This is a genomic window from Salegentibacter maritimus (assembly GCF_016236915.1).
GTDB lineage: Bacteria > Bacteroidota > Bacteroidia > Flavobacteriales > Flavobacteriaceae > Salegentibacter > Salegentibacter maritimus.
Window position 1 is genome coordinate 50148 of the sequence record NZ_JAEHOK010000017.1, and the last position, 25268, is coordinate 75415.

The following is a 25268-nucleotide window of genomic DNA, read 5'->3' on the forward strand; positions in this document are numbered from 1 at the left end:
AAAAAGGCCTGAAAGAATATATATTCTTTCAGGCTTTAAATTCATTAAAAAAATGCTTTAGTTAAATTGAGTAAACGACTCCCTTTCTAGTTGCTCCCTATGATCGGGATGCGCTATAGAGATTAGCTCTTTAGCCCTTTGCTTTAGGTTTTTTCCATAGAGGTTAACAACACCATATTCGGTTGCTATATAATGCACATGAGCTCTTGTGGTGGTTACACCGGCACCCTCTTTTAGCACAGGTACTATTTTAGAGATTCCATTTTTGGTAGTTGAGGGCATCGCAATAATAGGTTTTCCACCTTCAGAAAGAGCAGCACCTCTTATAAAATCCATTTGCCCTCCAACTCCAGAATATTGATATTTACCAATGGTATCGGCACAAACCTGCCCGGTTAGATCTATCTCTATAGCCGAATTAATAGCGGTCATTTTTGGGTTTCGCCTAATAATAGCAGTATCGTTGGTATACGCTGCTTCTTTAAAATGAACTATGGGATTATCATCTATAAAATCATATAAATTAGGCGATCCCAACGCAAAGCAAGTCACCAGTTTTCCGGTTTTTATTTCTTTATTGGCACCTGTGATTACACCCGATTCAACAAGAGGTAAAATTCCGTCAGAAAACATTTCAGTATGTATACCCAGGTTTTTATGATTTTGGAGATTACTTAAAACCACATTGGGAATACCTCCTATTCCCATTTGTAGGGTAGCACCATCTTCAATTAATTCAGCTACGTGTTTACCAATTTGCCTTTCAATTTCGGTGGGCTCTGTAATGCTTTTAGCAAGAATAGGTTTATTAACTTCAATGGCAGCATCAATTTTGCTACAGTGAATAATGCCGTCGCCGTGCGTTCTTGGAACTTTTGGGTTAATTTGGGCAATAACTTTTTTTGCTGTTTGAATGGCCGGAAGCGTAATGTCTAGAGAAGCGCCAAGTGAGCAATAACCATGTTTATCGGGTGGGGAAACCTGTATAAATGCAACATCCAGCGGAAGTAGATTTCTTCTGAAGAGATTATGAATTTCACTTAAGAAAATAGGAATGTAGGCACCTTTATTAGAATTAACAGCATTTCTAACATTTCCGGCAACAAAACAGCTGTTAATATTAAAAGCCTGTGAATACGGAGCTTCAGTGTATTTCGCCTTTCCTTCAGTATGAATATGAAAAATTTCTACTTCTGTTAACTCCTTATAACGTTCGCACAAGGCATCAATTAGCGTTACAGGGGTCATTGCAGCACCCTGAAAAAATATACGATTGCCAGACTCTACCATGGCAACCGCTTGCTGAGCTGACAATATCTTAAGGTTCTTCACGAATTTAGATTTGAATATTCAGGTTAAAATTGATCTCAATTTCTTCGTGTATTACAATTAAGCCAAAAATTTTACTGGGGGCTTCCAAATTAAAATCTTCTATATTTAACTGCAATTTCCCGTCAAAACAAAGTTGTTTATCCCGGGTAATCTCAACCGGAAATTCATAATCCCTATCTATTCCTGCTATATTGAAAGTTAATGTAACCATGGCATCTTTCCCACGGCTCATGTCTATTTCTTTCAGCTTTAATAAAATTTTCGGATGTTTTTCAGTCTTAAGCAGGTCATGAAAATCTTTGTTTATTTTTCTATTTCCACAATCAAAATTGATGTTCTCTAAAGGTAGAACGCTATTTTTAAAGTAGAGAATATTGTCGTTTTCTGAATAATGCACTTTAAAACTGTCATTTTTAAAGCAAAGTGTATTAAAAGCACATTCAAAATCGGTGATATTTGTAGTTCCGGTAATGCTTAAATTACTATTAGGAAGAATTGATATTTCTTTGGTTTCAAAATTGGCCTGTGCTATACCAGGGATAGCAAAAATTAGAGTGAAGAAAAGTATGAAGTAAGTTTTCATCCTGATTAAATTAAGGCATTTGTATAAAGATACGCAATAGATTCTGTATTGAAAACTTGCTAAAAACAGAAAATAAAAAGCCCCGGGGAATCTCTTAGAGATAACACCCGGGGCTCAACATTCAACTTAAAAACTAATCGCTGCTTCTAGCGTAATTCCGTTGAATTGACCTCCATTGTTTAAGTTACCTGCAGGGTAGTCGTTGTACTCCTGGTTAACATACTCCAATTTTGCAAGGATGTTTTTGGTTAAGAACCAACCAGCACCTAATTGGAAGCGGTTTACGCTAATATCAGTACTGTTGTCAAGTTCACCATCTACAGTGCTGTAACGACCTCCTAGGTAGAAATCTTCGTTTGAACCAAATCTGTAGATAAGCTCTCCTGCATAGTGATTGTATGTTCTTGTATCAGTATCACCTTTGTCCTGTCCGCTTATGGTTTCAATAACTCCAAAGAACTCAAGTCCGCCATACTTAATAAATGGGTTGATCATTACAGAAGTCATCTCGTTTTTGAAAGATGGGTTAATACGTCCGGCTCTAAATCCAGGGCCATTTCCGTCAACATCAGTCATTACGTTGTAGTAACGAGTACCTGCACGGTCTCCTGTGTATAGGTAGTTACCACGCCCGTAGTTATGCCCACTGTGTAAAAGAGATCCTGTTAATCTAAATCTAAAATCTTCATTAAATTGTTTGTCATATCCTAATTTAGCAAGGAAAGAAGGATCTGTTTCACCATCACCGGCAGTAGATTGGTTTAATTTACCGTTTGTAAATCCTACCATCCCTAACCATGGGCCACTAAAATAGTATACTTCGGCACCTACTTCGGTAGTAAAGCTATCCATTAAATAGTTTCCTACAAATGGGTTGTGAAGTGAGTGAGCGTTGTCTGTTCTTCTAAAGTGAGCATCACCATAGTTGTTTTCCATGTGACCTATTTTAATTCTTAGGTTATCCATAAGTCCCTGGGCAAAACCTTCGCTTATAAAGTCTAATTTATCAATCTGGATATAACCTCCCTTTACATAAGCTTCAGTATGGTGCTGTGAAGAAAGATAAGTTCTTAAGTGCATTCTCACACCATCATAAAGCAATACATCAAGATCCAGGTTGGCAGTAGCCAAGTTAAAGTTTGCTTCCAGGTTTTGAAGTTCAGCAGCATCAGATTCATGATCTAAAGACTGGAACTGGATAGTAGATGCTCCACCTAATCTTACCTGTACCCCATCAAACTCAGTGTCGGTATCTTTTTTAGCTTCAAAATCATTGATGCCTCGTTGATCGTTCTCTCTAAAATTAGGAAGGTCTCTGTCCCATATAGTTTTTCCTTCTACTTCTTGTGCTTGTGCCTGAAAGCCTGCGGCCATCATTAAAGCAATTCCAAAATATTTGATTGAATTTCTCATTGTAGTAATTTTTAAATTGAATAGTTATTTAGTAAATGTTGATTTGAATTTAATAGTTAGTTCTTCTCCTGTTGTAATTGTTCCAAACATAGCCGTAGGGGGATCTACTTTGAAATGCGTCATATTAATTTGTTGTTTACCATTAATTTGTAATTTATTTCCACTTAATTTTACCGTAAATTCTACCGGAACCTGCTTGGTTACTCCTGAAATTTTTAAGGAAGCAAGCCCTTTTACCTGATAGGAATCGGCAGCTTTATCTTCAATATTTTTAACTTCGTCTAACTGGAACTCTATATTTTTATACTTGTTAGTATTAAGTGCCTTGTAAGCATTTTTGTCCATCCCACCTTTTCCGCTATCTAAACTTTCTGCAGGAACTGTAACTTTTAAGCTAGGCATGCCGGTAAGTTTGCCTTCCTCGGTAGTAATTGTGGCACTACCATTTTTAGAATTAGCTTTCATTTCCCAGTCATGGATATTTGAAGTTCCTTCAACGATAATTTCTGATGAACTATCCATTTTAAAACTTTGGCCAACCATACTTCCTGCGGTTAACAACATAAAAAACACTCCTGTGAGCAGCAACTGATATGATTTTAAAACTTTCATGATATTAGGTTTTTAAGTTGATACAAAGTTGGGGCAGAAATTCAGCAATAATTATGACGAGAGTCAGGTTTTTGCAGTTTTGATTTAAGACTTGTCTAAACCATAAGAAATTTTAAAAGACTTATAATCAAATTTTTACACAAGCTAAAACGTTTGCGATTAGCCTATTTTAACATTTGTTCACGCACAAAACTAATAAAAATGATGTAGGAATTATGTAGGAATTCTGTGAATTTTAGAGCTGGTTAAAACCGCTTAATAATAAAGCTCGTCAGTTTTTAGGTTTAAAAACCGTGAAGTGGCAAAAAATGTACTTATCCAGGTAATCAAGATCCCCATCGCAAACACCCCAATAAATAGGCCGGCAAGTATTTTAAGGTCTGAAGTTAATGCAAGCTGGGGAAAACTATTATTAAGATAGTATAAAGCACCTGCCATTCCTATCAAGGCAATTATAGCTCCAATAATGCCCAGTTTTATGCTCTGCCAAATAAACGGCCTGCGAATAAATCCTTTGGTGGCACCTACCATTTGCATTGTTTTTATAATAAACCGCTTAGAATATACCGAAAGCCTTATAGAGCTGTTAATAAGCAAAACTGCAATAAACGTAAAAACTCCACTGGCAATAAGTACCCAGAAACTAATTTTCTTAACGTTCTCATTTAAAAGTGCAATAAGTGGTTTGTCGTAAACCACCTCATCTACAAAATTTTTAGAAGTCAGTTCGGCTGCAATGGCATCTACCTGTTCGCCCGAGACAAAATCGGCATTCATATAAACATCTATAGAATTCTGTAAAGGATTATAACCTAAAAATCCCATAAAATCTTCCCCTATCTCTTTACTGTGGGCCTCGGCAGCTTCTTCCTTAGAAACATAAGTAGTAGATTTAGTGTAATCGGCCATAGCCAGGCTTTTTTTGAGTTGTTCTATCTCAACTTCCTTGGCATTATCTTTTAGGTATACGGTAAGTGCAATTTGTTCTTTAAAATGATCGGCTACTTTTTTAGTATTTAAAACCAGCAATCCCAGCATTCCCAATAAAAAAAGTACTAAAGCTATACTTATCACTACCGAAAAATAAGAAGATACCAGGCGACGTTTCTGGTATTTTTCAAAGGATGTGCTCATAGGTCGATTACAGTTTTTGTGTAAAAATAAAAAAGATAAACATTCAATGCCTTTAAAACGTTTAAAGTTTGAAAAAATTAGCAAAGACAAAAATTATTTTCATTCTAACCCTGGATAAACTGAACTTGAAAATTTCTAACTTCGTTAAGCTAAATTGGATTTTACAGCTAAAAAGTCTAGCGACTTAATTGCTTGTAATATCCCATATTTTATAAGCAAAACAAGTTAAAACATTTTTTAGCGATGCTTTTTAATTTTCTTTAAAATAAAACAGAACTTATGAATATTTTAATCTTTGGAATTGGAGGTGTAGGTGGTTATTTCGGCGGGAAACTCGCCAAAGCAGGTTACAATGTTAGTATGATTGCGCGCGGAAAACATCTTGAAGCCATTAAGAAAAACGGTCTCGAGGTAACGAGTATTCACGGTAGCTTTAAGGTTAAACCCCGGCTAATCACTAATGATTTAGCTGAAGTTCCCACGCCCAATCTCGTGATTTTAGGTGTTAAATCCTGGCAAATTCCTGAGGTATCTAAACAACTGAAGACTGTCATTACAGCTGAAACTATGATCTTGCCTTTGCAAAATGGTGCTAATAATGTTGAAAAATTACTGGAGAACTTTCCAAAACATAATGTATTGGGCGGACTATGCCATATTGTAAGTTTTGTAGAAAGTCCGGGGAAAATAAAGCACGTTTCCTTTGAGCCAAGAATTACTTTTGGTGAAATAGATAACTCAAACTCTAAAAGAATTCAAAACTTAAAAGTAATTTTTGATAAAGCCGGAATCACTAATTTTAACCCTGAAAATATTCAACTGGAAATCTGGAAGAAGTTCTTGTTTATCGCTACAATTAGCGGGCTTGGTGGCCTAACCCGGGTTTCTATAGATAAAATTAGGGAAAGCGACTATTTGTTCGATTTGTTATTAAAAACCGCACAGGAAATAAAATTGTTGGCAAATGCCAAAGGTGTTCCATTAGCCAAAGAACATCTGGAAAAGGCTTTTAAAATTATTCAAAATCAACCAGCAGGCACTACCGCTTCTACACAGCGAGACCTTATGGCCGGACGGCCTTCAGAATTAGAAAATTTCAACGGGTTTATTGTAAAAGAAGCTGAAAAGTTAGGGATTGAAACTCCGGTAAATAAAATGATATATGAGTGTTTACGGCCTATGGATAGATTGGCCAGAACTTCATAATTAGCCCCGGCCTCCTATCAATAAATTTTGTCGCAGCTATTCCTGGCACATTTAGATTTCGGTTAATAATAGGTCGCTTAATCCATTGGCTGTAAATTCCCATAAGTGGTTTAAAATTGTAAATTTGCAGGCATTACATAGAAAGTCGCATAGCGCGTAATTAGCAGGTAAGAAAAATAAAATAATGAGTTACAACTTCAACGAAATTGAAGCCAAATGGCAAAAATACTGGGCAGAAAATCAAACTTTTCGCGCCAGCAATTCATCCAATAAACCTAAATATTATGTACTGGATATGTTTCCCTACCCATCGGGGGCAGGGCTTCACGTAGGGCATCCATTGGGTTATATTGCCAGTGATATTTATGCACGCTATAAACGCCATACCGGGTACAATGTATTGCACCCACAAGGTTACGATAGTTTTGGCCTGCCTGCCGAACAATATGCGATTCAAACAGGACAACATCCGGCACTTACCACGGCAAAAAATATTAAAAGATATCGCGAACAGTTAGATAAAATTGGCTTTTCTTTTGATTGGAGCAGAGAGGTGCGTACTAGCGACCCCGAATATTATAAATGGACACAGTGGATTTTTATTCAACTTTTTGAAAGTTGGTATGATCTGGAAACTGAAAAGTCACGCGCTATTAATGAACTGGAAGATATTTTCGCTTCAGAAGGGAATTCTCGTATAAAAGCAGCTTGTGATGATGAGGTTGTGGAGTTTTCAGCAGATGCCTGGAATGCGTTTTCTTCAGAAGAAAAACAACAAATATTATTAAAATACCGACTAACCTATTTAGCGGAAACCGAAGTGAACTGGTGTCCGCAACTGGGAACCGTTTTAGCTAACGACGAGATTGTAAACGGCGTTTCCGAACGTGGCGGTTATCCCGTGGTTCGTAAAAAAATGACGCAATGGAGTATGCGAATTTCGGCATTTTCAGAACGTTTATTGCAAGGTTTAGATCAACTGGACTGGACCGAGAGTTTAAAGGAAAGTCAGCGCAACTGGATCGGAAAATCGGTTGGAGCGCACGTAGATTTCAATGTTCAGGATTCCGGTTATAAAATTGGTGTTTTCACCACGCGCCCCGATACTATTTTTGGTGTGAGTTTTATGACCCTGGCGCCTGAACATGATTTAGTACAGAAGATAACCACACCGCAGCAAAAAGAAGAAGTTGAGGCCTATATTGCCGCCAGTGCCAAACGCAGCGAACGCGAGCGTATGGCCGATGTAAAGAGTATAACAGGAGTTTTTACCGGAGCCTATGCCGAGCATCCTTTTACAAAAGAACCTATTCCAATTTGGATTGGGGATTATGTGCTTGCCGGGTATGGAACCGGTGCGGTAATGGCCGTGCCTTGTGGTGACCAGCGGGATTACGATTTTGCAAGACATTTTGAAATTCCCATTCCTAATATTTTTGATAATGTAGATATATCTGAACAGGCTTTTTCCGGAAAAGAGGGAACAGTAATCGCAAATTCTGATTTCCTTAGCGGACTCGAATATAAAGAGGCACTGCAAAAGGTGATCTTAGAATTGGAAAAAACAGGTCACGGCTACGGCAAAACCAATTATAGGCTGAGAGATGCGGTATTTAGCCGCCAGCGTTATTGGGGAGAACCGTTTCCGGTGTATTACGTAAACGGAATGCCGCAAATGATAGATGCACAACATTTGCCATTGCAGCTTCCAGAAGTTGAAAAATACCTTCCTACCGAAACCGGGGAGCCGCCTTTGGGAAATGCAAGTACCTGGGCCTGGGATACGCAAGCTAATAAGATAGTGAGCAATGAAAAAATTGATGACGAAACGGTATTTCCATTAGAATTAAACACCATGCCCGGTTGGGCAGGAAGTTCCTGGTATTTATTCCGCTATATGGATGCCGCAAATAAAGAAGAATTCGTTTCTAAAGAAGCCCAGGAATATTGGGAAAATGTAGATTTATATATTGGGGGTAGCGAACACGCCACCGGCCATTTATTGTATTCCCGTTTCTGGACCAAATTTTTACACGACCGCGGCTATCTTTCGGTTAAAGAGCCTTTTAAAAAGCTGATTAACCAGGGAATGATTTTAGGGCAAAGTGCTTTTGTTTACAGGCTGGAAGGAGAAAATGTATTTGTTTCTAAAAACCTTGTAGGAGAAAATAATGTACAGCCTATACATGCCGATGTTTCTTTGGTAAATCATTCGGATGAATTAGATATTGAAGGCTTTAAAAAATGGCGTCCCGAGTTTAAAGAGGCTAAGTTTTTGACTGAAAAAGATGGTGCCTATATCGTTGGTCGTGAAGTCGAAAAAATGTCGAAATCTAAATACAACGTGGTTAATCCCGATGATATTTGTGAAGACTACGGCGCCGATACTTTAAGGATGTACGAGATGTTCCTGGGGCCGTTAGAGCAAGCAAAACCCTGGAATACCGCGGGAATTACCGGTGTGCATAACTTCCTGAAAAAACTTTGGAAACTCTATCATAATGGCGAGCAGTTTGAAGTTTTAGAAGAAAAAGCTTCAGCCGATTCTTTAAAGACTTTACATAAAACCATTAAAAAGGTAACAGAAGATATTGAGGAATTCAGTTTTAACACCTCGGTTTCTACCTTTATGATTTGTGTAAATGAGCTTTCGGCGCAAAAGTGTAAAAGCAGGGAAGTATTAGACCCCCTTGCAGTGCTTATTGCTCCTTATGCCCCGCATATTGCCGAAGAATTATGGAGTAAATTAGGGCATTCAACATCTATAGTAACTGCCGAATATCCTGTTTTTGAGGAAAAATTTTTAGTGGAAAGCACCAAAAATTATCCGGTTTCCTTTAACGGAAAAATGCGTTTTACGATAGAGTTACCATTGGATATGCCAAAAGATGAGATTGAAAAAACAGTTATGGCAGATGAGCGCACCCAAAAACAATTGGATGGAAGAATCCCTAAAAAGGTAATTATAGTGCCCGGTAAAATTGTAAATATTGTAGGTTAGAAAGCAATTGAGATTATATAAAATGAAAAAATCCGTTCCCAAGTAGGAAACGGATTTTTTATTTATTCCTTTTTAAGTAGATGTAAAAGTTCTTTTTGGGAAAACCCTTATAATAACAAAAATTAAAGAAGACTCATTACAGTCATTCTGGTTAGGGCTATCTATTTGAACAAGGATTAAAAACTTCTTTAAATTCTGGAGAAATCTTAGTTTTATACAAGGAAGCTTTTTATATATGCTGAATTGTTATTAGTAGCAGTAATTCAAAAAACAAAACTTATGAATAATAATCGAATATATGGTATTGGCGGAAGCTCGGTTGGTGAAGAAATTTTAAAGTTAAAAGAACCAGGCCACAAACCTGAATCAATTAAGGATGAAGAATTTCAAAATAGGATAAATAAAGCATGCGAAGCCTTGAAATTAAACGGCCTGGATGCGCTTTATATAAATGCCGGCACCAATTTATATTATTTTACCAATACAAAATGGAACCCTTCAGAACGTTTGGTTGGGGCTTTGCTTTTTGCCGATGGAAGCCTTTATTATGTGCTTCCTGAATTTGAAATAGGCACTTTTAAAGATTTCATCGGAATTTCAGGAGAGCTTCTTCCGTGGCTAGAACACGAATCTCCTATTGAAAAGATAGCTGAAGTTGTAAAAAACAATACCCGTTTAGCTATTGATGATTCAACGCCTTTTAACCTGGTTTCAAAATTTCAGGAGCATCCAAAACTTGAAATTTCCAGCGGCGAAAAAATAATAAGGGATATTAGAATGCTGAAAAGTGAAGGGGAAATAGCCCAGCTTCAGTACGCGATGGATTTAACGATGCAGGTGCATAAAGCCACTGCCAAGATTCTAAAACCCGGAATAAGTACCGCTGAGGTAGAAAACTTTATTGATGCGGCCCATAAAAAACTGGGGATTGAAAGCGGTTCCTATTTTTGCATTGTATTGTTTGGTAAAGATTCTAGTTTTCCTCACGGAGTAAAATCTCCAAAAACCCTGGAAGAAAACGATATGGTATTGGTGGACACCGGCTGTCAATACAATGGTTATATCTCAGATATTACAAGAACCTATTGCTATGGGGAAGCCACTAAGGCTGAAAAAGATATTTGGCAATCTGAGAAATTGGCACAAATAGCCGCTTTTAATGCTGCACAAACCGGTAAACCTTGCGGATATATAGATGACCAGGTTAGGGTGCAATTAGAAAAAGACGGGCTGGGCCCCGATTATAAGTTGCCCGGCCTACCTCATAGAACGGGCCATGGTATAGGCCTGGAAATTCATGAGCACCCATTTATTCTTAAAGGCAATGAAATTAAGATACAAACGGGAATGACTTTTAGTATTGAACCCATGATTGTGGTGCCCGAAAAATTTGGGGTTCGTTTAGAAGACCATATTTATATGACAGAAAAAGGCCCAAAATGGTTTACAGAGCCTGCCCACAGTATCGAAAATCCGTTTGGCGTAGTGGCCACACAGTAGATTACTTCCTGGTAAGTTAAGGAGGCAGTAAACCTTAATTATCGAGTAAAGCTGAAATAGCTTTAAAAGAATTTTAATTAGTAGAAGACCTAAAAAATGCTGAAAACCATCATTTTTTAGGTCTTTCTTAAATAAATGGGGAACATTAAAGTTCTTTCTTGCTCTTCGGATTTTTAAAGAAAGGAACGTCCTAAAAACTATAGATTAGGTTGGCATATAAATTCCTGCCCGGCCTTGGTATATTATTCCAATCTGAATAGGTTGAATAATATTCATCAAATAGGTTTTCCCCGCCAACTTTTAAAACCATTTTTTGAGTGTTGACATACAATATTTTTGATAAGGCCAAATTCACCACCGAGTAAGCAGGCGTTTGATTTTCGCCAAATTCGGGGCTATAATCAAATTGTTTGGTAGCGCTTTCTACATTTGCTTCTGCATAAAAAGAATTCTTCCTGTAACGCAAGCCGGCTTCAAAAGTGAAGGGTTGTACCAGGGGTAAATTGGTATTTGAATCATCCCTCCCCAAACGATAAACCGCTTTCGCTTTTGCCGTAAAATCTTTTAAAAAGCTATATGTTATCTGTATATCGTTACTCCATAATTTTGCGTGTGCTAATTGCTCATACACTTTAACACCGTTTATCCCTATATTCATTGGGGATAGGCTAGGATCGGGTTTTCCTATTATATAATCTGAAATATGGTACAAAGAGGAATTAAAACTTAAAGAAAAAGACTTATGCTCATAATGGGTGGAAATATTTATTTCTGAAGATTTTTCATTACGCATATTAGGGTTTCCTATATAATCAAAGCCATCAAAACTGTTGAATAAGTAAAATCCATAAGCTTCAGAAACCGAAGGTGCTCTTTCGCCATAGCCCAAACCAATACTAAGCGTCCAGGGGTGAGTAGAGAGATTTAGTTGTGCCCCGGTATTCAATAAAAAACGGGTGTTTGAATCTTCCATTTCAGGATAAAATATACGTAAACTTTCCAGCCCAAACTTATTTTGTATGTTGTTGTTATGTACTCCCATGCCCAGGGAAATTTCTGTCGAAAATTCCTTATTTATTTGGTATAGATCTTTGCCAAAGAAACCTGTATAAATAGTATTTACGTCGGGCCAGGTTAACATAAACATATCTTTTTCATTTGGATCTTCGGGGAACATGGTCATTTCGGCCAAAGACTTATTAAAATGCCCATTTAAAGATAGATCCCAGGTATGCTTTTTAGTAGTTCCCTTTAACTTAGAATACATTCCTGCGGTTTTGCTCCAGCCGGGCATATCCATTCTTATAGGCACATCGGGACGCTGGGAGTCGTCCATTATATGGGTTACATCGTTATAATAAATCTTGGTTCTCCATTCTTTAAAAAAACCATATTCGGAATTGGTTATATATTCTAAAGAACCTATATATGCCCTTGCCAGGGAAACATCCATAGGTAGTGCGGGATAACCAACATCTCGGGCTTCGTCAAAAATAAATGAAGCTTCTATGCTTTTATTTTCTTTTAGCTTAAATCCGCTTGTTGCCGAAAAATTATATTTGGTAAATTGTGAGTAGTTGATTTCTTTATCCCCGCCGGCTTTGTAATTTTCGGCATCCCTATACATAAAATCAATATCGGTAAAAACTTTGTTCGAAGCATATTGCAGGGCAGCTCCTAAAATTTTTTGTTCGTTGATGCTCTCTATTCCAGATTGGGCATTTCCGCTCCAGCCGGTATTCTCAAACTCACTTTTTTGGCGCTCTAAGTCTATGGCCCCACCAATGGTAGCACCATTTTCAGCGCCGGCCTGTCCCTTTTTAATTTCCGCTTTTGCCAGGTTTGAAATCTCTACATAAGAAGTTATAGGATCCATCTTATCTGTACAGGCTGCATAGATGCGCATACCGTCTATGGTTACCACGCTTCTTTCTGATGCCATGCCCTGAATCATTGGCTCCCAGGCATAAGCGCCTCTTTTTATAAAATCTACAGCATTTGCTTCTTCTAAATAAGTTTCAATAGTGGCCAAAGACTTATTTTCAAGATGGTGTTTATTTGATTTCTTACCAATTAGAATAACTTCTGTTAATTCCTGCGGAATTATAAGGCTGTCTTGTTTTTTAGCATGTTTTTCCTGGGCTCTAATTCCAAAACTGAATGTAAACACGAGCCAAAATATAAGATACTTTTTCATGGCTTTTTTTAAAAAATTGGCTGTCTGAAAAGGCTTAAAATTTTTGTATTATTCTGATTCCCTGGTAACTTCTAGAGTTTACCCTCATTTCTTGTATTAACTGAAATATGTTTTTCGATCAATAAACATATTTGAGACTGAAACGAATTTGGTTTCCAAAAAATAGACTTCCCAGACAGCCCGGTTAATTAAAATTCAATTTCAAAGTAAATACTACTCGATTCATTGGTCTCAGTGACTTCCTCGCCTTTTAATACTTCTCCGGCTTCATTGAGTAATTGCAAGTTGATTTTCCAATAACCCGACATAGTGAGGCTTAATTTTCCGTGGTAAAAATCATCTAAACCGGCCTGAAAAAGGTCTTCGTTATTTGGCGAACTATGGTTCCCCATACTGGGCATACGCGGATCAGTCTTTAAAGTATAACTGTTCACCATAGGGAAGCTCATCATATTTTCCATTCTAAAAATAGCAGCAGAGATATCGTTTACGGCTACTTTTGGGGCTTGTGGTTCAATTAAAACCGCGATATAGCGAACACCATCACTTCCTGTAAATACACTTACCCGATTTCTTTCGGTTGGTATTACCTCAATAATATCTTTTGCGGAATATTCCTGGCCGGCAACACTATAATTGAAATCAAGCTCCCAATATTCGGTATTGTTTTGGGCCATTTGAAAAATGATATAGCCTTCGTAAAGAGTTTCTGTGCCAGCCTTTTTGTTAATTTCTGAATGAGGGCCACTATGAGACATGGCTTCCATATGCATTACCGGGGTCCAGCTAACTTCGGCATTAGAAATAAAATCCTCTTCATCTTTTATCTGAAAATAGATTTTGTTATAGCCTTGTTCGAGCTTACCGTCTTCGGTGAAGATTTTAATGCTGTGAGCTTCGTTTTGTATTTCCTGAACAAGAATTAAATCCTTGGCTTCATTAATTTGAATTGGGGTGTCGTCGTTAAACGAGCAAGAGAATAATATTGTTGCAGCAAAAAAGCTGATATATTTTAAGAGTTTCATCGTATAAAAATTTGTTGTAATTAAATATGTATCCCTGCCAGAGAGAAAACTTTCCGGTTAACAGGTGGTTTTAGAAAGAAAACTTATACGATGGGAGGATCTATAAAATCTGGAACAAAAAGAAAGTAGTAATTATTTAAGTAGGCATCATTCACAAGAGAATTTTGCACAATATTTTTAGGTATCGTGTTGTAAGCACTGGCATAGAATAAAATAATTTCTTTTTGAAGAATATCCAAATAGCCTGGTTTTTCTTTGGAAGTATCCCCTTCAGCAAGTTTTGAAAGTTCACACTTTCCGTTACATTGCAATTCTGGCTTTTCTTTATTCACACAAAACAATTCCACAAAGTTTTTAGTATCTACCATATAAAAACTTATCATAATCCCACTCTTAATGCTATTGAAGAAGATCAATAACACAAAAAGTGAAACAATTATGGATTGCCGGTTCTTCATTCAATTTACAAAGATAAACCTCTGGCTAGCATAATTGATATGATTTCACTCATAAATATGCAATGACCGATCAAAGCTAAGAATTAGTCCATTTACTCCCTCCCTTTATATACGAAGTGTTTCTGCATGCCAGGGAAACAATAGGCTGTGAAAAAGAATAGTGTTGAATTTGGTACGGTTTTGCTCTAAGTTGGCGTTAAGGAAATGTCTAAGTGCCGATTTAATAGTATTTAAGAGCTTTAAAATAAAACATACCTCAGAAAAACAGCCTTTTTAGAGAGCGATTTTGTTAAATAACTGTTTAATATTTTTAAAAGCTTTTTATGAAAAGAGTTGTGAATATGATTTTAAGGAAAGGCGTAACTAATTAATTTTTACTGTTATAATTATGTGAAAGAAAACAGCCTATCTTTAAATCAATCCCAATTAAGATGCCTCCGTTCGGGTTGTTTATAAGAAATATTCAAAAAACCGGGCGCACGCTGCATTATTCTACTATTTTAGCGTTTTAAATTTTTAAAACTATTATAATGAAAGAACTTGTTGAAAACATCCAGAACACTTTTGAAAATTTCCAAACGGAAGCTAATGCACAATTAGAAAGTGGAAATAAAAGTGCCGGAACCAGAGCTAGAAAATCTTCTTTAGAGTTAGAGAAGCTTTTAAAAGAATTCCGTAAAGTTTCTATTGCTGAATCTAAAAAGTAAGGCTTAAAAGATACTGTCTGAAAAGTTCCAGAAGAAGTCAAGCTGGCGAAAATAAACCTTTCAGACAGTATTCTTTCATTAATTGTTTACACTCTCTGTTTAGCACATCTATGCCAGGGGAGTTCTATAAAAATTTCCGAGACCTTAACCCGGAAATTAAGCTTTTTATTAATCTGAAGCTATAAAAAAGACCACCTAAATTACTTTTTCCGCTAAATAGCGTTGTACTGCATAAATATCAATGCTTTTATTAAACTTTTTACTTACGCTAGGAACATTTTCACTGGAGATCCAAATCTTAAGTTCGGCATCAAGGTCAAACGTACCGGCTGTTTCCAGGGAAAAACGGGATATATGGCGATAAGGAAGCGAGAGGTATTCTTGTTTCTTTCCTGTTAAACCCTGAACATCTATAAGGATAAGGCGTTTGTTGGTAAACATAAAGATATCACGTAGCAAGGAAAAACCCAATTCAATCTCTTCAGATGCAGTAAGTAATCGCCCATATCTTTCGTCTAATTGTTCTTTAGAAATACTGCCCGCATTTCCCATAATTTTATTTAGTAAACTCATATTATCTGATTTTTGGTTGTTAAAGATAAATCTATTTTAATTTATGATTGTACTTATTTCTGGTCTTCAGTGAGATCTTATCACCAAAATCAATTTCAATTTGATGATGTACCAGGGATATCTGGAAAAAATAGCCTTCAATTGTTTACATTTAAATCCTAAAGCGGAAAAACTTTATATGAGCCTCCAAGATTTTCTTAGAAATATTGTTCCTTTTACTTCTGAAGAGTTAACAGATATTACTGCTCATTTTGAGCGGGAAATTGTTTCAAAAAATCAAACCCTGGTAAAAGAAAACCAGGTATGTACCAAACTTTTTTTTGTTGAAAAGGGTGTGGGAAGAAGTTATTATTTAAAAGAAGATGGGAAAGAAGTGACGCAATGGTTTTTTATAGAAGGAAAATTTATGTCTAGTATAGAAAGTTTTTTCCAGCAAACGCCAAGTCTTTATTATTTGGAAATGCTGGAAGATTCTGTTCTTTATAGCATAACACGAGAAAACCTCGATTTGTTATTTGCACGTTATCACAATATGGAAAAATTAGGCCGATTATTATCTACCGAAATGCTAACCCGGGTAGTAAATAAATTAAATGCCGTTCAGTTCCAGACCGCAAAGCAACGCTATGATTATATGCTTACTGAATTTCCATCTATCTCAAGCAGGGTCCCTTTAGGTTCAATTGCTTCTTACCTGGGTATGACACAGGAAACCCTTAGCCGAATTCGGCGAGGTGGTACTTCAAGAAATTCTTGAATTTCACTATTTGATATAGGTCAAAGGAAAGCTTTCTTTTAGTAATGAAATTTGCACTAATAATAAATTGGTGTAATGAAAATGAGATTACTAAAAACAAAGTTGCTATGCGTTTTACTCACCGGCCTTATTCCGGCCATTGGTTTCTCCCAGGAGATAGATCCGGTCCTGGATATGCTTATCCAAAAAGCGCTTGAAAAGAACCACGGTTTGAATATTAATCGATTGGAAGGCGAGCAGGCCAGGATAGACCAAAAACAAGCCAAAGCGGTGTTTCTACCCGAGATTACTTTAAATGGAAGCTATACCAGGCTTAATGACGATATAACTTTTGATGAGGATACCCAAAAGCTATTGATGTCTACTCAGAAATTGCTAATCAAAGAAGCTGCCGGACTTCCTTTTAACGCTGCTTTTCCAGAGAATGTTCCACTGCAGCCGGCAAATAATCTTCAGAATAAAAATATTTTAAAGTCTTCGGTAGATTTAGACTGGGTACTTTTTAGCGGATTTGAAGCGACAAATGCCCGAAAAGCTGGAAAACATAAAGAAGCATCCCTAAATTATGCGGGTGAGGCCCAAAAGGATAAGCTAGTTCTAAATCTTATTGAAACCTATAACAAGCTAGCTCTGGTAAATGCCTCTCAAGAAGTACTGGCTGCTTCAGAAAATCAGCTTCGGGATCAGGAACGCTTTGTCAAGAAGGCAATAGAAAATGGTCTTGCTACTCCTATAAGTCGGAAAAAGATCGAATTGGCTCAACAGCAACTAGAAGGAAAACAGCTTGAATTTAAGCAGAACAAGCGCTTGCTTATTGAGGTGCTACATCAGATTACCGGTGAAAACAGGGAAGTTTTGCGTTCGCTTTCTCCCCAACTAAGTGCTATTTCCTCTACCGGAAGTGCAGCTGAAAAGAGGGCAGAAATACACGCATTGGAAGAGGCTGAAAAAGCTGCAAGCTTCAAATCTAAAATGGAGAAAAGCAATTTTATTCCGAAGCTGGCATTGAAGGGCCATTATGAATTTCTGGAAGATGACCTTTCGCTGCTTGACCCGCAATGGTATGTTGGGGTTGGCATTAAATGGAATGTTTTTGATGGTGGGAAAAATGCCTTAAAAAGCAAGAAATCTCAGCTAGAAGTGCAAAAATATCAGGAACAAATTAAAGAAGCTGAAGAGATGATCTCTTTAAGTATTGTGAAGGCACAAATGTCTTATGAGGCTGCACTTCAAAATACAAGAATTGCAAATAAAGAGATTGAACTGGCAGAGGCCACTTTTGAAATGCTAAAGAAACAGCATAGAAATAATCTTGCTTCTATAAGCGAAGTGTTGGATGGGTTAAGGGACCTGGAAAGTGCAAACTTTAAGCTTCAGGAATCTTATTTCGCTCAAAACAAAGCTGCCACTACACTTATGCATGCAAAAGGAATACTTAATTACTAAATACATCATAAAAAAAGATATGAAAAACATTAAAATTGGTTTTATACTGCTTGGTCTTTTTAGCCTGGCATCTTGCAATAATCAGAAAGAAATTTCTCCGGTAAGAGGAAAAGTGAAATTTGAAACTATTTCAGTAAGCAGTAAGCTTGCGGGGCGGGTTAAAAAGTTATTTGTTGCTGAAGGAGATGAAGTGCGCAAAGGAGATACCCTGGCATTTCTGGATATTCCGGAAATCAATGCAAAAATGTTACAGGCCGAAGGAGCTATGAAGGCTGCTAAAGGGCAGCTTACTATGGCTAATATGGGGGCAACAAAAGAACAATTAATTCAGATAGAAGGGAAATTGAACGCAGCAAAAGCAGAACAGGCATTTGCCCAGGAATCCTACAATAGGCTTTATAACATGTATAAAGATTCGCTGGTAAGTCTCCAGCAACTTGATGAGGTAAAAATGAAGTTACAGATGGCCAATGCCCAGGTAAGCGCTGTGGAAGCCAAACACCATGAGGCCGGGAAAAGAGCCAGGACAGAAAAGATAGATCAGGCGCAAGGACAACTAGATAGGGCACGGGGCGCAAAAGAAGAGGTATTGACAGCCTCAGATGAAATGTACCTTATTGCTCCTGCCAATATGAGCATTGAAACTATTAGCCTTTTGGAAGGAGAATTGTTAAGCCCCGGCTATACCCTGATTAACGGGTATGAAAAAAGCAAGCTTTATTTTAGGTTCACCATAAATGAATCTAATATCTACGATTTTAAGAAAGGAGATGAACTAAACCTGGTAAACCCATACACCGAGGAGGAGTTTAAAGGAAAAATAGTAAGCATAAAACAGTTACCTCAATATGCAGAGATTACAAGTACCGCTCCTTTATATGATCTTTCGGAATCTGTCTATGAACTTAAGGTGATCCCAACTTCAGATGTTTCGGGAAGTAATTTTTATACCAGTGCTACTATTCTATTAAAAGACTATTAGTATGAAAAAGTTTTTCGACTTATTAAAAATAGAATTCAAACGAATTTTCTCCAACTCTGTACTTTGTGCTATTTTTTTTGGTGCACCAATACTTTATGGGGTGTTGTTTGGGTATGTTTATCAGCAGGCAAAAGTGGTAAATTTACCCATTGTAATAGTAGACCAGGACAACAGCCCGCTATCCGCTAGTATAATTGATGCTTTTGAAGATAATGAAGCACTTCTGGTAAAAGACCGTAGGTATACTCCTGGCGATATACTGGAAGAGATGCCGGTTGAGCAGTATGTAGCTGTAGTGACTTTGCCTTCAGGATTTGAGGAGGATATACTTCAAAAAAGATATCCTGAAATAAGGGTAGATCTTAATATGGCCAATATTCTTAATGCAAATATTGCCAGTAAGAACATTCAGCAAGTGTTAATGACCTTAAATGCGGGCATTGAGATAGAAAGCCTCCAAAAGCAGGGTGCATCTCCAGATCAGGCGAGGGCAAGTTATGAGAGTTTTAAGGTGAATTTCAACAAACTCTATAATTCTACAGGTAATTACTTAAGCTTTATGCTTCCGGGATTATTAGGGGCCATTATGCAGCAGGTAATTTTTCTGGCAATGGCGTTAGTGTTCTCTCGTGATTTTGAAGATGGCTATTTTAAAAGCCTGGTCCAAAAGAATAAACCATCCTGGTATCTTATTGTTTTAAAAGCAACTCCTTTTCTGCTATTTCTTCCGGTGATGTGGTTTGTAGTAAGTAGACTTTTCATTTTCTTTAATGTAGAAGCAGCAATTTTTAATACACCTATGCTAATATTGATTATTCTATTGAGCTTAGCCTCTATGGGAATTGGTATGTTGTTCTCGGTGATAATTCCAAATCAATTAAAAGCTACCGAACTTTTAATGGTAATCTCTACCCCGGCATTTATTTTAAGTGGATTTACCTGGCCAAGTCTTGCAATTCCTGAATTTATAAATGGTATTGCCCAGTCTATTCCGGTTACCCATTTCTTAGCAGCTTTTAGAAAAGTAGCCTATTATGGAGGTGATATTAGCGATATATTTCCAGAAATTAAAATGTTGCTAATAATTATTATTATAAGCTTTGTGGCTATGTTACTGTTACTACAGCTTAAAATCAATAAAAACAAAAAGCAAATAAGCGAATAGGGGCTTATATATGCCCCTTACCAAAGCTATTTTGTCTCTATTCCCGGTTCCTAATGAAGGCCGGGATAGAGTTTCTGCCATTAGGAAGCAGGCTATGTTTTACAGAATTCTAAATTAATCTTAGGTCTTTCATGATGCCAATAAGATGCAGATTGGTGCTGGCATTAAACTCTTTGTGAAATCTTTAAAACATTGTTTCCTGGCACTTCTGCTACAAAACTTTTTCTATGTTTCATACCAGATCAAGCTCATTGAGAGATATTTTAAAATATTGATTTCAGAATGATGAAAATTAACAAGATTTTGACTCTAGAGCGCTTTTTAGTCTTAAGCCGGCTTTATTGCAGTCTTGTAAATGGGCTTTAGAAAAAATACATTTTTAGGCATCTTGCTATTTTAAAATTTAATTGCTCTATCCCAATGAAATAAATATAACGGTTTTACAAAACTCGCTTGTTTTTGGATTAGCTAAAAGTATAAAGCTACTGAAAATTATGTTATTGATAATTTTCTTTAGTGTTTTTACTAAAATAAACAATCTAAGTTTTGATAAAACCTAATTTTTTATTTGTTTAATAGAAATAAGATGTTGTATATTTGCCAGCCTTGTTTTAAAACAAGGAGCGATTAAAATTTAAAACGAAATTAGCATTTAAGTGGTAAAAATCACCGAATGTTGATATAAGAGTAAGATTAAGTTGTGTTGTTTGTCCCGCATTTGTCGGGATGTGTAGTTAGCCGGTTAATATCTTGTGTTGTGAAGATTTAGGCTAGCCAATGAGAAGCTTTTTTCCGTGTATTCGGGAAGAGGCTTTTTTCTTTTATAAGTGGTGGTTGCTAATCATGTTTTCTATGATTTTTAAACACAACTTTTGAGATTGATCCCATAACCATCCCAAAGAAAGCTGGACTGCCAAAGACATTGGAATGAGTGGTGTAAGTTTGAATCTTGTGTTTAATAATAATTAACCATCCCCCAGAAATTTCGTTGAGACTGGGCTCATGTGTTGATTTTACTGGTGTTTTCAGGTGTTTCAAAATAAGAGAGCCGTTTAAAAGGTGGTATATTGTTATTGCAAAAAAATTACCAACCTTAAAAACAGTTTGATGAGCAAGATACTAACAAAAAAGATTCAAATCCAATTGATCGACTATTTTTCTAATAGCACATCACTTACTAAACCCGAGACGCGGTGCTTCAAGGAAATGACCTTATCATTGCGCTTTTACTTATTTGTTCTAATCGAGCTTAGATTTTTCTTATTTTCGTTAAAAGAAATTCTTGGTATGCGACCAAGGTTATCATAGATTAAAATCTATTAAAATTTCTCCTTCTGTAGCTCTATATGGATCGAACAACAAAGTTACAGGACCTTCTCCATAATAATCGGTTTGTACTAATAAAGTGTCCACCTCTCCTGTAAGAAAGAAATCAGTATTCCCATATAAATTATAATTTATTTTAATAGTATCATTAATTTGCCCCTTAATATGGATTTTCAACATCGCATAGGGTTTCAATTTATATGGTGTCAACGTCACTTCTTGTTTTTTAGAAAAATCACTGATTTTTATTTTAACTTTATCTTTGCCACAGGAAATTAAAATAAGTGAAATTAAAACTAAAACTATTTTTCTCATCTTTATTGATTAGTTGGTATTAATACAGAATTACTTGTAGCTTTCCAAAATGAACCTGTGAACTCTAAATTACTTAAATACCCTAACTCTCCATTATTTTTTGCATTTTCAACTAATTGAAAAAATACGGCAAAAGTTCCTCCATATTGATTACCTAACTCTATTCCTTTAGCATTATTATATAAGTCCATCTGTTTTTCTTTGTAATGGTTTTGATAACCTGAGTCAAAAGTAATTTCTTCGTGCGCATCAGTAAGTTGTTTTGTCAAAGTAGCTCCAATATAAATTGTAGAGAGTGCATTCCAAAGGGTATGTTTAACTGCATCTCCTTTTCTATTTCTTACCGGACGCGGATAAAAAATCTCTGCATATGTATAAGCCTCTGCAGCGGCTTGCAAATACAATGCTTTCTGCATTGGGGTTAATGTATCAAATAATGCTAATTCACTTGATGACATTCTATCTTTTAGAAAATCATTCAAGTTAGGGTTATTAATTAAACGAGTTTCAAAATCCACCTCGCCATCGTTTATCCAGGCTCTAACTGCCTCCGACGCGAAGGCATTCTTCTCTACATTAGTACCGCTGCCCACGTAATTGCCAAGCTGGTTTACCCGCTCATTGGTAAGGCTGGAGATTTCTTGCTCCGTCACATTGAGTTTCTGGAATAGTTCATACCTGGCATTATCTTCCAGGGTACAATTGGCATATTCACAAATTTCCCAGCAATTATCACCCCCAAGGCTGTATTTGCATTGATTGTATAGCTGTTGGTCCTGGTAAGGATCTCCAGCACAATCATAACCTGCAATACAATCAAATCCGCCACCGGGCTGGGTGGGGTCGTTAGGGTTAGTGGTAGGATCTCCCGGTGAGCCCGAACCTCCTCCACTGCCGCCCCCAGGATTCCCTCCTGGATCGGGATCGTCATCAAGTGTGGATTCCTGGCAAACCTGTCCGTTTATACTCAAAGTATATGCAGGATCACAATTAAGGTCGGATTTCCCACATTTACAACTGGACTCACCAGGCCAGTGTCCAGCCCCTGTGCATTTCACCTCTACATAAAATGTAGTGGGTGTACAGGAGGACCGGGTAGTCAAAGGAGAACCATTGCCTGGTGCCTGTGAAAATATAAAGGGTACTATTTCTACTTGTAAGTCGTGGGGATTATCTGGATAATCTGGTCCTTTGTTATATTTTAATTTAAAAGGAATAAATGAGCTTTGTGTTTCCTGAACATACAAATTATAAAAGGCTGCTTCTGTATGGTATTTATAGGGAATGGTATAATACCTGGTGCCTTTCTTTTCATAAATCACCGTTTTCTCTAAAATAAGGGAATCAAGTAAGGAAGGAGTACCTTCCAAGATGGAACGCTGGTTTAGTGTATCATTCCTGCTCCTATTCCTATAAAACTGATAAAATTTTGTGGTGGCCAAGTCGGTCGAATCAGTAAAAAAATACTTTGGTATACCAGGCCCCATGCCTTCCCCTTCTAATTCATTACGCTCTATCCCCTCAATCGGTTCTAGGGTATCATCCTTTTCACACCCCATAACAAGCAATAAAACAATCCCTAACAGCAGGTAAATTTTTCTCATAAAATTAGATTAGGGTTAAATAAAATTTACTGTATTTTATAGTAGGGATTGAAAAATACTTTGGCAATATATTTAATTTTATTTTTAATAAAAAACAAAATTTTAATATTTATTCATTTATTTATCTAAAATTTATGAGAATAAAGTGATTTTAACTTTTTTGTCTTTCCTCGTAGTTTATGCGAGATCCAGTCCCTTGAAATGGTCTCTAGATACAGTTGAGACTTTAAGGGGTTACCAGGAAGGATGATAATCTTGCGGCGGACATACCCTTTGGTTGTCTAGGTGAGTTTCTTGCTCCTTCCCAGCCCTTTTTGATTATAATTTGTAAATTTAGCCTTAAACAAGCTGAGGCCAAACATACGAGGTGAGGGTTGAATTTTAACATAAAATCAAAGATTTTATTTTTTTTTACCAAAATTTAAAACTTTAACTTTAAAAAAGAATTCCTTTTACTTATTGTACACCTTTGTTGTTTTACTGCTATCTTCTTGTTCAAACGAAAACATAGATGAAAACCTTTCAATCCCACCGGAGAATCTTATTTCGGAAATATCTACTGATCCTCTTTTTAAAGAATTTATAATTCAGGAGAGCGGACATTTTAATAAGATCCAAGATCCCACGAGAGTATTAAAGATTACCCAGAACAACAATAAACTTTCCTTAATGGAATTATTAGATTTATCCAATGCTATGGGTTATGATAATCCAGAAGAATTGGTTGATTTCTATGAAGAGCAGGATGAAAGGATAAAAAATCTTAGTTCTAAGTATGGACTGACCAGTAAAAATATTGTAGATTTGGAAGCCCCGATAATGGAAGCTTTTGTTTCAGAGGGTTTAAATGTAACTACAAAATCAGCAGGGTCTACTTGTGGAGATCGTTATAATAATTGTCTGACAAATGCATTTGCAGTTGCAGGCCTGGAACATATCGCGTGTGGTATAGCAGATGTTACAGTGATTGTAGGCATAGCTTGTCATGCGTTAGTAACTACTTTACATATTACAGCAAACAACGAATGTGGTTATGCAAAGGAAAATTGCGAAAAGGATCAAACAGTAATAGATCATTTAGGATAATGGAAATATTAGATAGAATTAATAATAGGACACTCAGGTTAATTCCTCTTTTTTTAATAATTATTTATTTTGGAGTTATTGATCGCATAGGCCTTATAAATGAAGAGAGTAAGATATATTTGCTCTCAGGGTTTATAGCTTTAGCGGCAATTATTTTAATTAAGAGGAAAGAGTTAAAACAGAATAGAGTCATTATTATGGCTCTTGCACTAATAGTGAGCTATGTGATTTTCACCTTTTCTGTGTAGCATATAATTTAACCATCTAAACTAAACAACTCTGCACTAAAAGTGCAGAGGTTTATTAATACTGGGGACTGAAAGTCCCCTTTTACTATTCCAATATAAAATTGGAATTATCACTCGAATCTCGACGGTGATGTTCCAAATATTCATTGACCATTTTATCCGTAATATTCCCAGTACTCCAAACTCCATAACCGCTTGCCCAAAAATGTTGCCCCCAATAACGCTCTTTCAGTTTTGGAAACTCTTGTTGAAGTTTCCTTGAAGTTCGTCCTTTGAGTTTTTTCAATATGCTACTTACATTCAATTTTGGAGTATATTCAATGTGCATATGAACGTGATCCGAACTCACTACTCCTTTCAGTATCTCTATACCTTCAGCTTCACATATTTGGATTAAAAGTTCACGACAACGAGTTTGAACATCTCCTCGAAGTACCTTGTACCGATATTTTGTAACCCAAACAATATGGCACGTTAAATAACTTACCGTATGAGAGCCTTTTCTTTGATAACTCATAGTACCAAAATATAGATTTTTTCGCACTACTAAAGTACTGCAATAAAATTGCAGGGTTTAAATCCCTTTTTTGAGACCAAT

The 25268-nt window shown here is 36.6% G+C and carries 21 protein-coding genes; 9 read left to right on the top strand and 12 right to left on the bottom strand.

The window, feature by feature from the left end; translation table 11 throughout:
- Positions 1–57: 57 nt before the first annotated feature.
- The 5 genes from I6U49_RS12845 to I6U49_RS12865 all read right to left on the bottom strand — a co-directional run bounded on the left by I6U49_RS12845 (position 58) and on the right by I6U49_RS12865 (position 5074).
- Positions 58–1332: an acetyl-CoA hydrolase/transferase family protein gene (locus I6U49_RS12845; RefSeq protein ID WP_193710210.1), complete on the bottom strand. Its 1275-nt coding sequence runs from the start codon at positions 1330–1332 to the stop codon at positions 58–60.
- A 4-nt stretch (positions 1333–1336) separates the two neighbouring features.
- A complete protein-coding gene (locus tag I6U49_RS12850) occupies positions 1337–1915 on the bottom strand; it encodes a YceI family protein (protein ID WP_193710209.1) in 579 nt (192 codons plus the stop codon).
- Between the two features lie 126 nt (positions 1916–2041).
- Positions 2042–3328, bottom strand: a complete 1287-nt coding sequence (locus I6U49_RS12855) for a hypothetical protein (RefSeq protein WP_198629113.1) — start codon at positions 3326–3328, stop codon at positions 2042–2044.
- A gap of 24 nt (positions 3329–3352) precedes the next feature.
- Positions 3353–3940, bottom strand: coding sequence for a YceI family protein (locus tag I6U49_RS12860; RefSeq protein ID WP_198629114.1), 588 nt, complete (start codon positions 3938–3940; stop codon positions 3353–3355).
- A gap of 255 nt (positions 3941–4195) precedes the next feature.
- Complete coding sequence (locus I6U49_RS12865) at positions 4196–5074, bottom strand: cell division protein FtsX (RefSeq protein WP_198629115.1); 879 nt, start codon at positions 5072–5074, stop codon at positions 4196–4198.
- 279 nt (positions 5075–5353) lie between these two features.
- On the opposite strand from I6U49_RS12865, the gene I6U49_RS12870 reads away from it, so the two are divergent.
- From I6U49_RS12870 to I6U49_RS12880, 3 genes are all read left to right on the top strand, one after another.
- Positions 5354–6280, top strand: coding sequence for a ketopantoate reductase family protein (locus I6U49_RS12870; RefSeq protein ID WP_198629116.1), 927 nt, complete (start codon positions 5354–5356; stop codon positions 6278–6280).
- A gap of 184 nt (positions 6281–6464) precedes the next feature.
- Positions 6465–9281, top strand: a complete 2817-nt coding sequence (gene leuS, locus I6U49_RS12875; RefSeq protein WP_198629117.1) for a leucine--tRNA ligase — start codon at positions 6465–6467, stop codon at positions 9279–9281.
- A 279-nt stretch (positions 9282–9560) separates the two neighbouring features.
- Positions 9561–10781 (top strand): M24 family metallopeptidase, encoded by a 1221-nt coding sequence (locus tag I6U49_RS12880; protein WP_198629118.1) that lies wholly within the window; start codon positions 9561–9563, stop codon positions 10779–10781.
- Between the two features lie 190 nt (positions 10782–10971).
- On the opposite strand, the gene I6U49_RS12885 is transcribed toward I6U49_RS12880, so the two are convergent.
- From I6U49_RS12885 to I6U49_RS12895, 3 genes are all read right to left on the bottom strand, one after another.
- Positions 10972–12978: a TonB-dependent receptor plug domain-containing protein gene (locus I6U49_RS12885; protein ID WP_198629119.1), complete on the bottom strand. Its 2007-nt coding sequence runs from the start codon at positions 12976–12978 to the stop codon at positions 10972–10974.
- Positions 12979–13166: 188 nt separating this feature from the next.
- Positions 13167–14003, bottom strand: a complete 837-nt coding sequence (locus tag I6U49_RS12890) for a hypothetical protein (protein ID WP_198629120.1) — start codon at positions 14001–14003, stop codon at positions 13167–13169.
- Positions 14004–14086: 83 nt separating this feature from the next.
- Positions 14087–14386, bottom strand: a complete 300-nt coding sequence (locus tag I6U49_RS12895; protein WP_198629121.1) for a hypothetical protein — start codon at positions 14384–14386, stop codon at positions 14087–14089.
- A 605-nt stretch (positions 14387–14991) separates the two neighbouring features.
- On the opposite strand from I6U49_RS12895, the gene I6U49_RS12900 reads away from it, so the two are divergent.
- On the top strand, positions 14992–15168 hold the full coding sequence (locus tag I6U49_RS12900) for a histone H1 (RefSeq protein WP_193710199.1): 177 nt from the start codon (positions 14992–14994) through the stop codon (positions 15166–15168).
- Positions 15169–15363: 195 nt separating this feature from the next.
- Here the strand turns inward: I6U49_RS12900 and I6U49_RS12905 are convergent, their stop codons facing one another.
- The gene (locus I6U49_RS12905; RefSeq protein WP_193710198.1) at positions 15364–15741 is read right to left on the bottom strand and encodes a PH domain-containing protein; all 378 of its coding nucleotides are present in this window, start codon (positions 15739–15741) and stop codon (positions 15364–15366) included.
- A 178-nt stretch (positions 15742–15919) separates the two neighbouring features.
- On the opposite strand from I6U49_RS12905, the gene I6U49_RS12910 reads away from it, so the two are divergent.
- The 4 genes from I6U49_RS12910 (at position 15920) to I6U49_RS12925 (ending at position 20091) form a co-directional block, all read left to right on the top strand.
- The gene (locus I6U49_RS12910) at positions 15920–16498 is read left to right on the top strand and encodes a Crp/Fnr family transcriptional regulator (RefSeq protein ID WP_198629122.1); all 579 of its coding nucleotides are present in this window, start codon (positions 15920–15922) and stop codon (positions 16496–16498) included.
- Between the two features lie 81 nt (positions 16499–16579).
- Entirely contained in the window at positions 16580–17944 is a 1365-nt protein-coding gene (locus tag I6U49_RS12915) for a TolC family protein (RefSeq protein WP_232804717.1), read from the top strand.
- A gap of 19 nt (positions 17945–17963) precedes the next feature.
- Positions 17964–18926, top strand: a complete 963-nt coding sequence (locus I6U49_RS12920) for an HlyD family secretion protein (RefSeq protein ID WP_198629124.1) — start codon at positions 17964–17966, stop codon at positions 18924–18926.
- 1 nt (position 18927) lies between these two features.
- The gene (locus I6U49_RS12925; RefSeq protein WP_198629125.1) at positions 18928–20091 is read left to right on the top strand and encodes an ABC transporter permease; all 1164 of its coding nucleotides are present in this window, start codon (positions 18928–18930) and stop codon (positions 20089–20091) included.
- Between the two features lie 1302 nt (positions 20092–21393).
- Here I6U49_RS12925 and I6U49_RS12930 read toward each other — a convergent pair.
- Complete coding sequence (locus tag I6U49_RS12930) at positions 21394–21732, bottom strand: hypothetical protein (RefSeq protein ID WP_198629126.1); 339 nt, start codon at positions 21730–21732, stop codon at positions 21394–21396.
- A gap of 2 nt (positions 21733–21734) precedes the next feature.
- Positions 21735–23336: a DUF6973 domain-containing protein gene (locus I6U49_RS12935; protein WP_198629127.1), complete on the bottom strand. Its 1602-nt coding sequence runs from the start codon at positions 23334–23336 to the stop codon at positions 21735–21737.
- Positions 23337–24005: 669 nt separating this feature from the next.
- On the opposite strand from I6U49_RS12935, the gene I6U49_RS12940 reads away from it, so the two are divergent.
- A complete protein-coding gene (locus I6U49_RS12940) occupies positions 24006–24422 on the top strand; it encodes a hypothetical protein (RefSeq protein ID WP_198629128.1) in 417 nt (138 codons plus the stop codon).
- 333 nt (positions 24423–24755) lie between these two features.
- Here I6U49_RS12940 and tnpA read toward each other — a convergent pair whose 3' ends face one another.
- Entirely contained in the window at positions 24756–25187 is a 432-nt protein-coding gene (tnpA, locus tag I6U49_RS12945) for an IS200/IS605 family transposase (protein WP_150314237.1), read from the bottom strand.
- Between the last annotated feature and the right edge of the window lie 81 nt (positions 25188–25268).